The organism is Amycolatopsis sp. NPDC026612, assembly GCF_040638285.1.
In the GTDB taxonomy this organism is placed as follows: Bacteria; Actinomycetota; Actinomycetes; order Mycobacteriales; family Pseudonocardiaceae; genus Amycolatopsis.
Genome location: NZ_JBEZYB010000140.1, coordinates 1 through 12,529, shown reverse-complemented (window position 1 = coordinate 12,529; position 12,529 = coordinate 1). Strand labels below are relative to the sequence as shown.

The following is a 12,529-nucleotide window of genomic DNA, read 5'->3' as shown; positions in this document are numbered from 1 at the left end:
CTCCGCCGTCTGATTTCCGCGGGTTTGCGCCGTGCCCTGTTCTTACGGGACCGTGGGTGTGCGTTCCCGGGTTGCCACCGCCCACCCCGGCATTGTCAAGGTCACCATGTCCGGCATTGGGCCGAGGGTGGTCCCACCGATCTGAACAATCTGGTGTTGCTGTGCGCTCACCACCATCGGTTGTTGCACCGCTCGGGGTGGGAGGTCCGCATCGCCGTCGATGGTCTCCCGGAGTTCCTGCCGCCGGTGTTTCTGGACCGGCGCCGAAAACCTCGGCGCAACAACATCCACGAACCGCTGCCATTCGCAGCCTGAGGTAGGGGAAGGCCCGCAGCCAACGGCTGCGGGCCTACACCCACGTCGGCTGGATCGCGTCTTGAAAGGCCGTCGGGCACACATCGCGGAGGTGACTCAAACTGGGTGTGACCCGTTTTGACGGACACCTGGGATCAGGGGGCGCGAGCCTCCGGAAGGATGTCCCTCATCATGGACACCATGGGCAAGAAGAAGCCTCGACCTCGTCGTTCGTTCACCCGGGAGTTCAAGGCCGAGATCGTCGAACTGTGCCAGCGCGGCGAGCGTTCGGTGGGGCAGATCGCGAAGGACTTCGACCTGACCGAAACCGCCGTCCGGCAGTGGGTCATCCAGGCCGAACTGGACGCGGGAACCCGCACCGACGGGCTGACCAGCGACGAACGGGACGAGCTGGCCCGGTTGCGGCGGGAGAACCGCCGCTTGTCCGAGGACGTGGAGATCCTCAAACGAGCGACAGCTTTCTTCGCGTCAATGTCATGATCTTGGTGTCCGGCGGGGTTCGCTCTTTTCTTCGCTGCCCCAGGCGACTGGTGGCTTGTCCTGATGTGCGGTCCCGCCGGACACCTGCTGGGTGAGGATGTGGCTTGATAGGAGCGCGCCGTAGGCCCGATTGACGCGTGCCCGCCTCGCCCAGAGGTGTCATTGGTATGCGAGGAAAGGGAACCCGGGTTGAGCATGGTCGTGATCGGGGTGGATGCGCACAAGCGCAGCCACACGCTGGTGGCCGTTGACGAGGTCGGCCGGAAGCTGGCCGAGCGGACGGTCGGCACCACCAGCGAGGACCACCTGAAAGTGGTGGAATGGGCAGGTCAGTGGCCAGAAGCACGCTTCGCCGTGGAGGATTGCCGGCATGTCACACGCAGGCTGGAACGTGACCTGCTGAGCGCCGGGTGCGCGGTGGTGCGGGTGCCCACCCAGCTGATCGCCGCGTCCCGTCGCAGTGGGCGCGAGCCCGGAAAGTCCGACCCCATTGATGCGTTGGCGGTGGCGCATGCGGCCTTGCGCGAGCCGGACCTGGCCGTCGCGCAGCTGGATGGGCCAACTCGCGAGGTGAAAATACTGGTCGACTACCGCCACAACCTCGTCGTGCAGCGCACGGAGCTGATCAACCGGCTGCGCTGGCACCTGCACGAAATCGACCCGAAGATGCATATCCCCGCGCGTGGGCTGCGCCGCTACTGCGTCATCGACGAGCTGGCTCGCCAATTGGCCAGCTGCGACGGTCTTGTTGCGCGCATCGCTCGCGAACTGGTGACTCGCTGCCGCGAGCTCACGGTGCAGATCAACGCGCTGGAGCGTGAACTGCGCGAGCGGGTGCGCATACTGGCGCCCACGCTGCTGGAGGTCCCCGGCTGCGGGGTTCTGGGCGCTGCGGTGATTCTTGGAGAAACAGCTGGGGCGCAACGGTTCCGCTCGAAGGATGCCTACGCCCGGTTCAGTGGCACGGCCCCGATTCCGGTCTGGTCGGGCAGCAGCTCTGGCAAGGTCCGGCTCAACCGCGGCGGCAACCGCACCATCAACTGCGCCCTGCACATGATCGCCATCACCCAGATCCGGGGCATCGGACCGGGCAAGGACTACGTCGACAAGCTCCTCGCGCGCGGCAAGACCCGCAAAGAGGCCCTTCGCTTGCTCCGGCGACGCCTCTCCGACGTGGTGTTCCGCGCACTGCTGGCCGACGAGCACGGCGTCGGCCAGCGGCCGGCGACGACCGAATTCGGACTCCTGCCGCAGGCGGCTTGACATAGGAGCATCAAGGAGATCCGGTGAACGTGTACCCGTTCATCGAGGCGGAGAACGCTGCCGAGGGTGGCAACGTCAAGCGCGCGTGCACCCTGTTACAGGTCTCCCGAGCCGCCTACTACGCCCACCGCTGTGCCAAGCCCTCTGCCCGCGTACGGCAGGACGCGGAACTGACCGAGGAGATCGTGGCGATCCACGACGAATCGAACGGCACCTACGGAACACCCCGGCTGCACGCCGAACTGCGCCACCGCGGCCGGCGGCATTCCCGCAAGCGTGTCGCCCGGCTCCTGCGCGCCGCTGGCCGCGCCGGACGAGCTCCGAAGAGGTGGCGTACCACCACCGTCCCCGACCCGGCAGCACACACTCCGACAGATCTGATCAAACGGGACTTCTCCTGCAGCACAAGCGATATCAACACCAGCTGGTGCGGCGACATCACCTACATCCACACCTGGGAGGGCTGGCTGTATCTGGCCACGGTGATCGACCTCGGCTCCCGCCGAGTCGTCGGCTGGGCCACCGCCGATCACCTGCGTACCGACCTCATCGCCGAGGCGCTGAACAACGCCGTCGCCCAGCGCCGACCGAAATCAGGAGTGATCTTCCACTCCGATCGTGGCTGCCCAGTACACCTCCGCCCAGTTCGGTGCTCTCGCCGACGAGCACGGCGTACGTTTGTCGGTGGGACGTAAAGGACAGTGGTGGGACAACGCCGTCGCCGAATCGTTTTTCGCTATCATCAAAACGGAACTGATCGACCGGCGCAGTTGGCCTACCCGCGTTGCCGTGCACAAGGCGATCTTCGGATACATCGAAGGCTGGTACAACACCCGCCGGTTGCACTCCAGCCTCGGCTACCTCAGCCCCAGCACCCACGAAGCCACCCACCGGGTAGCCTGACCACCTCAACGACCCTGTCCGTCAGCACGGGTCAGCCCCAAACCAGGACGCTCCATCGCCACGAAGGACCATCGCTCGGGGCAGCCAAGCGCCACAGTCGCCGTGACCTGCCGCCGCCTCGGGCTTCTCCGCCAGAGCACAGGAATCGGCTCCCGCCGCCGACCGGCTTTACGACCATCACAAATGCCGCTGCCCGGCCCACGCCCGCGGCATCACACCGCTCATCGCCCGCCGCGGTGTCGAGCAAGACTCCGGCCGGGGCGCCACCCGCACCGACCGCCGAGGCGCCGCCCCACCCGAGGCACCCCCCCACTCGAAGCGCCGCAAGTTCTCAAAGGCCGACCGGTTACTCCTGCCGCACCTTGCTGCTCAAGTAGGTGAGCACCGCCAGCACCCGCCGGTTGTCGTCCTCGTGCTGGGCCAGATCCAGCTTGGTGAAGATGCTCGCCGTGTGCTTGCCCACGGCTGCTTCGCTGATCGTCATCCGCTGGGCGATCGCCGCGTTGGAACGGCCCTCGGCCATCAGCTCCAGCACCTGGCGCTCGCGGGGTGTCAATGCGTCCAGTGGGTCGCGGCGGGATCGGCTCGCCAACAGCTTCGTGATGACCTCCGGGTCCATGGCCGTGCCTCCCGCCGCCACCATGCGGAGCGCGTCGACGAACTGGTCCGCGTTCAACACCCGGTCCTTCAGCAGGTAGCCGATCGCGCCGGCGCCGTCGGCCAGCAGCTCGCGGGCGTATGTCTGCTCGACGTGCTGGGAGAGCACCAGTACCGGCAGCCCCGGCCGTCGCCTGCGGGCCTCCAGGGCCGCGCGGATGCCCTCGTCGCTGAACTTGGGCGGCAGGCGTACGTCCACCACCGCGATGTCCGGCTCGTGGTCCTCGATGGCCTTCAACAGCTCCGTGGCGTTGCCGACCGCGCCCACGACGGTGAACCCGTGTGCTTCCAGCAGCCTCGTCATGCCGTCTCGAAGCAGGTAGAGATCCTCCGCGAGGACAACGCGCACGAACCGCTCCCTGGGTTCCGGGCCGGGCGGGGCCGGGCTGGCTGTGCCAACCGTACCGCCGGCGCACCCGCCCGGTTGCCCCGAGTCAGTCCAGGGCGCGCTTGAGGAAGCCGGCGATGCCGAACGCGCCGAAGATCGCCGTCGCCACCACCATGACCAGCAGGGAGATGCCCAGCGGGATCGACTGGACCTGGTCCGGCATCACCAGCCGCCGCAGTGCCTCCGACACGTACGTGAGGGGATTGGCCGCGCAAATCACCTGGAACCAGCGCAAACCGGACAGGCTCAGCCAGGGGAACTGCCCGGACCCGGTGAAGATCAGCGGCACCAGCAGGATCGTGAAGACGAGGTTGATGTGCCGGGGCGGCACGATCGTGCCGAGCACCATGCCCACCGCCGCGCCGGCCAGTGAGCCCAGTGCGACGACCCCGGCCACGCCCGGCAGGGCCGCCGGGCTCCAGTGGACGCCGTCGAGGATGAGCAGGCCGATCGGGATCATCACCAGGCCGGCGATGATGCCGCGGATGGCGCCGAACAGCATCTTTTCCACCGCGACCAGCCGGATCGACAGCGGCGCGAGCAGCCGGTCCTCGATCTCCCTGGTCACCGAGAAGTCCAGGACCAGCGGGAGCGCGGTGTTCTGCAGCGCTCCGGTGAACGCGTTCATCGCGACCATGCCGGGCAGCAGGATCTGGGCGTACCCCGCGCCCGCGTAACCGATCTGCGACAGCACCTTGCCGAAGATGAACAACAGGAACAGCGGCTGGATGAGCATCTGCGCCAGGAACGGCAACAGCTCGCGCCCGGTGACGAAGAAGTCCCGGCCGAGCACGGCGAAGAACGCGCGCGCCTGGCTGGGATGCCCCGAGCCGGCGGGGTCGGCGTCGAGCCCGGGGTGCTCGGCGAGGGTCGTGGCGGTCATCGGAGGTCCCGTCCGGTGATGGAGATGAACACGTCTTCGAGGGTGGGCTTGCCGAACGAGATGCCGGTGACCGCGCACCGTTCCCGGCCCAGCACGGCCAGGACACCCGGCAGCAGCGAGGCGGGTTCGGCTTCGGTGTAGAGGCGGAACTGGACGGCGTTCTCGTCGGCGGCGGCCCGGCCGGCGGCGGCGATCCGCTCCACCCGCTCGACGGCGGCCACCTGCGCCAGTTCCTTGCCGACGGCTTCGGCGGGCGAATCGGCCAGGCCCACGCCCACGGTGAGCGTCGTGCTCCCGGGCAACGACCGCGTCAGCGCGTCGGTGGTGTCGAGGGCCAGCAGCTTGCCGCGGTCGACGATGCCGACCCGGTCGCACAGCTTGGCCGCCTCTTCCATGTCGTGCGTGGTGACCACGACCGTGACGCCCTCGGCCGTCAGTTCGGCGACGCGTTCGTGCACGAACAGCCGCGACTGCGGGTCCAGCCCGGTCGCGGGTTCGTCGAGGAACATGACCTTCGGCTTGTGCATCAGCGCGCGGGCGATCATCACGCGCTGGGCCTGGCCGCCCGACATCTCGTCGACCCGGGCCTTCGCCCGCGGGCCGAGACCCATCCATTCGATCAGCTCGTCGGCCCGCCGGTGCCGCTGCGCCCGCCCCATGCCGTGGTAGGCGGCGTGGAACAGCAGGTTTTGCCGCACGGTCAGCGACTGGTCGAGGTTGTTGCGCTGCGGCACCACCGCCAGCGCCTGCCGGGCCGCCGTCGCGTTCTTGACGACGTCGATGCCGGCCACCTCGGCGCGGCCGGACGTCGGCAGCGCGCGGGTGGTCAGCATGCTGACCGTCGTCGTCTTGCCCGCGCCGTTGGGGCCCAGCAGGCCGAACACCTCGCCGGCGGCGATGGTGAAACCGAGGCCGTCGACCGCAGGCCGTTCTGCTTTCGGGTACCTCTTCACGAGGTCCCGTACCACCACAGCGTCCTGCACGCCGGTCCTCCTGGAGATCAGTGCGGAAAGAAAGAGGTGAGGAAGGGCCGTGGTGCTGGGGGACAACCTCGGCCCTTCCCCACGGGCGGCTGGTTCTGCGAACCAGCGGGTCAGGAGGTGTGCTTCAGGTGCCGCTCGAGCTCGTCGGCCGCGCGGACCGCGCCACCGGCGGCGCGGACCTGCGCGCCCATCGCCGCGACCGCGGCGCGGATCCGCTCGTCGCCCGCCGTCGACCGGACGGCGTCGCGCAGCAGCTCCGGCGTGGGCTCCTGGCCGGCCAGGTTCGTCCCGAGGCCGAGTTCGGCGACCCGGTTCGCCACGGCGGCCTGCTCGACGCTCTGCGGCAGGGCCACCATCGGCGTGTCGAAGTACAGCGCCTCCATCGTCCCGCCCATGCCCGAGTGGGTGATGAAGGCCGAGGCGTGCTCCAGCACCGCCAGCTGCGGCAGCTGGGCGTGCGCCTCGACGTTGGGGGGCAGCTCGCCGAGCGAGGCCGGATCGAGCGCGCCGATCGAGAGCACGACGTGCCACTCCTCGCCGGTGAACGCCGCCACGACGGCCCGGAAGAAGTCCGGCCGGTCGTTGAACGCCGTGCCGAGCGAGACCAGCAGCACCGGCCGGCCGTCCGACGGCGGCTGCCAGCCGCCCTGGAACGTCCGGTCGCCGAGGCACGGCCCGACGAACGCGAAGCGGTCGTCGAAGGTTTCGCCCTGGTACTGGAATCCCTTGGCCACGAACGCGAGGGCGAACTCCTCGCGGCCGATGGCGAAGCCGGCAGGCGAGATCGCCGGGACGCCGTGGGCCGCGGTCAGCTCGGCGATCTTCTCGCGGAACGCGACGCGGGCGGGATGCTCCTCGCTGAAGCCGTTTTCCTCGCCGAGGAACTTCGCCAGCGACCAGTGGTCGTTGTAGGCGAAGGAGGGGAACAGCTCCACGGCGGGCACGCCCCACTTCGAGGCGAGCACCCGCCCGGTCGCGTACACGGTCCGGTCGTAGAGGATCAGATCCGGCACGTCGCCGGCGAAGGCCGCCTCGAACACCGGGATGGTCGCCGTGCTTTCCATGACCAGCACCAGCGGCAGCCAGGCGGCGAAGTCGGCGGGCGGGTCCTCGGTGCGCGGCTTCGGCGTCAGGGACGACTCGTACCGCAGGACCCGCGCCCCGGTCGGCGCCACGAGGTCCGCGAACTGGTCCGTCGTGGCGAAGGTGACGCGGTGACCGCGGCGCACCAGTTCGGCGGCCACGTCCAGCGTCGGCATGACGTGGCCGTACGCGGGGATGGTCAGCAGCGCTATGTGTGCCATGGGAAAGCTCCTCGGATTGCGGTGGACGGCCGGGGCCCTCAGGCACGCAGGTCGTGCTTGCGGGTGTAGTAGGCCATGAAGCCGATGAGCCCGCCGAGGACCACGATCCACTGCACGGTCGTCACCAGGTTGATGTCGTCGAGCGGCAGGGTGTAGGCGAGCGCGACGCGGACGACCGCGTCCACGATCATGCCGATGCCGAAGACGACCGTCAGCAGGCGGAGGCCGTGGCGCATCCGCGGCTCGGTGTCCCAGCGGCGCTCCCACACCTCGGCGCCGGCGCCACCCCGCTTGGTGCGCGCGATGCTGACCCCGGCGTGCAGGAAGAACGGCTTTTCGAAGAACAGCGTGATCAGCATCCAGATGCCGAACATGGCGGTGAGCCAGCCGTCCTTGGCGAAGAAGAACCGGGCGTCGCCCGAAATCAGCGAGACCGCCGTGCCGATGACCATCATCGTCACCATGAAGAGGCCGAGCCCGTCGATCTTGCGGTAGCGGGCGAAGACGTACACGGTGCGGACCACCGGGACGATGCCACCGATGATCGCGGCGGTCAACAGCGGGACACCGTTCTGGCGCAGGATGTAGTAGACGGCGAGCGGGACGATCAGGTCGAAGGCCGCGGAAGCGAACAGGGCCAGCCGCGGGTTCCGCGGTTCCGCGGGGGACGACGCGTCGGCCTGGGTGCGTTGAATGCCGGCTTCGTTCATTGCTGCTCCTGGGTAGATCGCGAGTTCGGTCGCGTTTCCGGACGCCATTCGCTTGCGTCTTGGCGCCGCTCCGGGGACAACGGTAGTGTCGCGGTCCCGGTCGGCGTGAGCCTGTTAGGCCGAACATAGGGGTATGGGTAGCTATACCCCTATGCGTGGGCTGGGCCGATTGTCTTCCCCTCGGGGCGCCCCCAGACTGGAGCGACCTCGAGTGCGAGCGGGCCGATCCGGCCCCCTGGAGACGATGGGGGACGCGATGAGCCGACCGGGAACACTCTCCCGCGGAGAGTATGATCTGCCGATGTCGACGATTCCCCGGCGCAGCGCCTCGGCCGTCCGGCGGGGGGTCGCCGGAATGGCGCGGCTGGTCGTTTTCGTGCTGTTCGCGGCGGTACAGGTGTGCGTTCTCACGCTGCCCGCGCTGATCTGGCTGCCGGAATACGTCGCCGCCGCGGGACTCACCGTGCTGGTGGCCATTCCGGCGTGCCGGCTGCTGCCGACGCTTTCCCGCAAAAGCGCGCCGGCGCTCTACGGGCGCGCGATCGAATCACCGTACCTGCCGTTGCCGGCACTGGAACGCACCGAGAACGGCTGGTACTGGAACGGCTACGACTTCCACAAGTTCCGGTGGGTGTCCCTGGCCCAGCGGCGTGGCCGCTGGTTCTTCGCCGACCCGGCCACCTGGCGGGACCTGTGCTGGCTGGTGGTCAACCCGCTGTCGGGTGGCCTGCTGGCGGCCGTCCCCGTCGCCCTCGCCGGATTCGGGGCGTTCCTGCTGGTCGCGCCGCTGACCGCGCCGCACCTCGCGGCCGGGGCGTGGTACTTCCCGCTGCCGGTGGACACCCCGGCCGGGATCGCCGCGACGGTCTGCGCGGGGCTGGCGCTGCTGGTGCTGGGGCTGGTCGCCGCGCCCGGCGCCGTCGGCCTGCACGAAGCCTGGACTCGGTGGCTGCTGGCGCCCGACCAGCGAGCGCTGCTGGCGCGGCGCGTGGAGCGGCTGTTCGCCACGCGGGCCGCGGCGATCGACGCGCAGGCCGCCGAGCTGCGGCGGATCGAGCGCGACCTGCACGACGGTGCTCAGGCGCGGCTGATCGCGATCGGCCTCTCGCTCGGCACCGCGGAGATGCTGCTGGACACCGACCCCGGCGAGGTCCGGCGGCAGCTGGCCGCCGCGCGTGAGCTGTCCGCCGCGGCGCTGCGGGAACTGCGCGGTCTGGTGCACGGCATCCAGCCCCCGATGCTCGCCGACCGCGGCCTCGGCGCCGCGCTCGAGGACCTCGCGATGGACGCCCCGGTGCCCACCGAGGTCCAGGTCGGGCTGGTCGGCCGGCCCGACGCGGCCTTGGAGTCGGCGGTCTACTTCTCGGTCGCCGAGCTGCTGGCCAACGCGGCCAAGCACGCGGCGGCCAAGCGCGTGCGGGTGATCGTCACCCAGCGGCCGGGTGCGCTGCAGGCGGTCGTCGCCGACGACGGCAAGGGCGGCGCCGACTTCGGCCGCGGGAGCGGGCTGGCCGGCGTCCGGCGGCGGGTCGCGGCGTTCGACGGCGTCGTCGAATGCGTCAGCCCGCCGGGCGGCCCGACCGAAATCACCATCGTCATTCCGTGTGCGCTTCCGCCGGAAAGCGGCGGCGAATAGTTCAGGGGGATCAGCATGCGTCGAGCGATTGTGGTGTGCCTGTTCGCCGTGGTCACTTCTCTTTCGGTGGCCGGGTGCGATCATCTGATTGATCTGGGTTGCGCGGAACGGTCCTGCCATTTCAACCTCGTCAGCGGGGGAAAGGTGGACCTCGGCGGGCAGGAACTGGCGGTGGAGAAGGTGGACAACAATTCGGTCACCTTCCTGTCCAATGGCATCAGTGTTTCCCTCTTCCAGGGTGTTGATCTCGACTTCCTGGGATACCACCTGCACCTCGGCGAGATCCGCGGCGGCGAAGCCAGCCTGGACGTCACGCGGAATTAGCGGGAACTTTCAGGGGTTACGGTCCGTGCAGTAGTCACCTAGGTTGGTCGTCGATTGGACCAACAAGCGGCGGGGGCGACCCTTTCGCGGGTTTCTGGGGTGACTATGCGTAATGATCTTCTACGGGCGCGGCCGCGGCTGCGCACGGCGGCGGTCGTCCTGGCCGGCGTGCTCTTGACGTCCGGCTTCGCGGCGGCCGGAGCCGCGGCCGACCCGGCCGCGAAGTTCTCGCCGAGGGTGCAGAGCATCCTCGGCGAGCTGACGCTCGACGAAAAACTTTCCTTGGTGCACGGCGGAAACGACCCGGACGGCGTCGGCGAAGCCGGGTTCGTGCCGGGCGTGCCCCGGCTCGGGATTCCGTCGCTGCGGCTGGCGGACGGCTCGGCCGGGGTGCGGGTCGACAAGCCGTCGGTCGTGATGCCCGCGCCGGTTTCGCTCGCTTCCAGCTTCGACGAGTCGCTCGCCACCCGCTACGGCGCCGGAGTCGGCCGCGAAGCCCGCGCGCTGGGCACGGACGTGCTGCTGTCCCCGATGGTCAACACCATCCGGATCCCTTACGGCGGCCGCAATTTCGAGACGTTCAGCGAAGACCCGCTGCTGACGTCGCGGATGGCCGGTGCCGAGGTGCGGGGCATCGCCGGCCAGGGCACCATCCCGGTCGTCAAGCACCTCGCCGGGAACAACCAGGAGAACGACCGGCAGACGATCGACGTCGTGATGGACGACCAGACGCTGCACGAGGTCGAGCTGCCCGGGTTCGAGGCGGCGGTCAAGGCCGGGGCCGGCGGGGTGATGTGCTCGTACAACAACCTCAACGGGCCCTCCTCCTGTGCGAACTCCGACCTGCTGACCGGCATCCTGCGGGAGCAGCTGGCGTTCCAGGGCTGGGTGATGTCGGACTGGCGGATGTCGCTGACCCCGGCCAGCCTGCCGCAGGGCCTCGACCAGGAGATGCCGGCCGGGACGTACTTCGGCGACCAGCTCAAGGCGGCGATCACCGCGGGCACGATCCCGCAGTCCGCTTTGGACACCGCCGTCGGGCGCATCCTCGGCCGGCTGGACCTTTTCCACCTGCTGGACAACCCGGCCCGGCCGGCCCGGGACCTGTCCGGGCTGACGGCCACCGCGCAGGACGTCGCCCAGACGGGCGCGGTCCTGCTGCGCAACGAAAATGCGGCGCTGCCGCTGAGCACCGCCCGGTCGGGCAAGGTCGCGGTGATCGGCTACAACGCGAAGACGCCGAAGCTCAACGGCGGCGGCAGCTCCCACGTGCTCCCGTCCGCGACGCCGGCCGCACCGGCCGACCTGATCAAGCAGCGCGCGGGCAGCACCACGACGTACACCGCGGGCTACGACCCGGCGGGTGAGGTCGTGCCGGCCGGCGCGCTGTCCCCGGCGTTCACCCAGGGTGGCGGCCTGCCCGCCGGCGCGGAGGGCGTGTTCTACAACGGCACGATCACCGCGCCGGGCGAAGGCGACTACAGCATCCAGCTGCAGTCGACCGGCGGTGGCGGGTTCCTGCAGGTGGACGGCACGGCGAGCGGCCTGTTCGGCGACTCCGTCGCCGGCGGCTACACCGGGATCACCGTGCACCTGACCGCGGGGCCGCACACGCTGCTGCTGTACGGGTTCGCGGACTTCGTCGACCCGTTGAAGGTGAACCTGCACTGGATCACCCCGGCCGCGGCGCAGGCCAAGATCAGCCAAGCGGTGACGGCGGCCAAGGCGGCCACCACGCCGGTCGTGTTCGCCTACGACGACAGCTCCGAAGGCCTCGACCGGCCGGACCTCTCGCTGCCCGGTTACCAGGACGAGCTGATCGACGCCGTCGCCGCGGCGAACCCGCGCACCGTCGTGGTGCTGAACACCGGGTCCGCCGTGAAGATGCCGTGGCTGGCCAAGACGGCCGCGGTGCTGGAGATGTGGTACCCGGGGCAGAAGGGCGCCGAGGCGACGACGGCGCTGCTGTACGGCGACGTCAGCCCGCAGGGCAAGCTGACGCAGACGTTCCCGGTGGACGAAGCGCACACGCTCGTCAGCGGCGGCACCGGGCTCTACCCGGGGCAGGACGGCCGGGTGCAGTACACCGAGGGCGTCGACATCGGCTACCGCTGGTACGCCGGCCACAAGACGGCCCCGCTGTTCCCGTTCGGCTTCGGGCTTTCGTACACGACGTTCGCCTACAGCGGCCTGACGGCGGCGAACGCTTCCGACGGCGGCCTCGACGTCAAGGTCACGGTGCGCAACACGGGCACCCGCACGGGTACGGAGGTGGCCCAGGTGTTCGTCGGCCCGAGCCCGGAGGTGACGGCCCCCCAGCCGTCGACGGCATTGGGCGGGTTCGCGAAGGTGACCCTGACGGCGGGTGCGTCCCGCACGCTGACGATCCACGTCGACCCCCGCCGGCTGTCCTACTGGGACGTGACGGCCAAGGCGTGGAAGCGCGGAGCCGGCACCCGCGCGGTGCGAGCCGGCTCGTCGTCGGCCTCGACGGCGCCGAGCACGCGGATCGCGGTGCGCTGAGGCGCATCACGCGTGCCTGGAGCCGTAACTCGCGTGATCAGGGCCGGAACTCGCGTGATCAGGGCCGTAACTCGCGTGATCAGGGCCGTAACTCGCGAGTTCCGGCTTCAATCACGCGAGTTCCGGGCTCAGTCACGCGTGTGGCCTGAAACGAGCGAAC

General features: G+C 69.6%; 12 protein-coding genes and 1 pseudogene. 8 read left to right on the top strand and 5 right to left on the bottom strand.

Annotation, left to right across the window (positions count from 1 at the left end; translation table 11 throughout):
• From AB0F15_RS43840 to AB0F15_RS43820, 5 genes and pseudogenes are all read left to right on the top strand, one after another.
• The coding region (locus AB0F15_RS43840; protein WP_360283658.1) for an HNH endonuclease signature motif containing protein at window positions 1-315 on the top strand (315 nt) is incomplete at its 5' end.
• Between the two features lie 159 nt (window positions 316-474).
• Window positions 475-777 (top strand): annotated as a pseudogene (locus AB0F15_RS43835) (transposase); the annotation flags it as partial.
• Window positions 778-990: 213 nt separating this feature from the next.
• Window positions 991-2,058: an IS110 family transposase gene (locus AB0F15_RS43830; RefSeq protein ID WP_360283662.1), complete on the top strand. Its 1,068-nt coding sequence runs from the start codon at window positions 991-993 to the stop codon at window positions 2,056-2,058.
• A gap of 23 nt (window positions 2,059-2,081) precedes the next feature.
• Entirely contained in the window at window positions 2,082-2,753 is a 672-nt protein-coding gene (locus tag AB0F15_RS43825; RefSeq protein ID WP_360283656.1) for an IS3 family transposase, read from the top strand.
• Entirely contained in the window at window positions 2,743-2,961 is a 219-nt protein-coding gene (locus tag AB0F15_RS43820; RefSeq protein ID WP_360283654.1) for an integrase core domain-containing protein, read from the top strand. Before AB0F15_RS43825 ends, AB0F15_RS43820 begins: the two co-directional genes overlap by 11 nt.
• A 346-nt stretch (window positions 2,962-3,307) precedes the next feature.
• On the opposite strand, the gene AB0F15_RS43815 is transcribed toward AB0F15_RS43820, so the two are convergent.
• The 5 genes from AB0F15_RS43815 to AB0F15_RS43795 all read right to left on the bottom strand — a co-directional run bounded on the left by AB0F15_RS43815 (window position 3,308) and on the right by AB0F15_RS43795 (window position 7,886).
• Window positions 3,308-3,967, bottom strand: a complete 660-nt coding sequence (locus tag AB0F15_RS43815) for a response regulator transcription factor (protein ID WP_360283652.1) — start codon at window positions 3,965-3,967, stop codon at window positions 3,308-3,310.
• Between the two features lie 85 nt (window positions 3,968-4,052).
• Complete coding sequence (locus tag AB0F15_RS43810) at window positions 4,053-4,889, bottom strand: ABC transporter permease (protein ID WP_360283650.1); 837 nt, start codon at window positions 4,887-4,889, stop codon at window positions 4,053-4,055.
• A complete protein-coding gene (locus AB0F15_RS43805; RefSeq protein ID WP_360283648.1) occupies window positions 4,886-5,872 on the bottom strand; it encodes an ABC transporter ATP-binding protein in 987 nt (328 codons plus the stop codon). Before AB0F15_RS43805 ends, AB0F15_RS43810 begins: the two co-directional genes overlap by 4 nt.
• Window positions 5,873-5,982: 110 nt before the next feature.
• The gene (locus AB0F15_RS43800; protein WP_360283646.1) at window positions 5,983-7,176 is read right to left on the bottom strand and encodes a macrolide family glycosyltransferase; all 1,194 of its coding nucleotides are present in this window, start codon (window positions 7,174-7,176) and stop codon (window positions 5,983-5,985) included.
• A gap of 38 nt (window positions 7,177-7,214) precedes the next feature.
• Window positions 7,215-7,886 carry a VC0807 family protein gene (locus tag AB0F15_RS43795; protein ID WP_360283644.1) on the bottom strand — a complete coding sequence of 224 codons (672 nt, stop codon included), beginning with the start codon at window positions 7,884-7,886 and terminating at the stop codon, window positions 7,215-7,217.
• A 301-nt stretch (window positions 7,887-8,187) separates the two neighbouring features.
• Between AB0F15_RS43795 and AB0F15_RS43790 the strand changes: the two genes are divergently transcribed.
• From AB0F15_RS43790 to AB0F15_RS43780, 3 genes are all read left to right on the top strand, one after another.
• Entirely contained in the window at window positions 8,188-9,522 is a 1,335-nt protein-coding gene (locus AB0F15_RS43790; protein ID WP_360283642.1) for a histidine kinase, read from the top strand.
• Between the two features lie 15 nt (window positions 9,523-9,537).
• Entirely contained in the window at window positions 9,538-9,846 is a 309-nt protein-coding gene (locus tag AB0F15_RS43785) for a hypothetical protein (protein ID WP_310972165.1), read from the top strand.
• Window positions 9,847-9,951: 105 nt separating this feature from the next.
• On the top strand, window positions 9,952-12,369 hold the full coding sequence (locus tag AB0F15_RS43780; RefSeq protein WP_360283660.1) for a glycoside hydrolase family 3 C-terminal domain-containing protein: 2,418 nt from the start codon (window positions 9,952-9,954) through the stop codon (window positions 12,367-12,369).
• The last annotated feature ends 160 nt before the right edge of the window (window positions 12,370-12,529 follow it).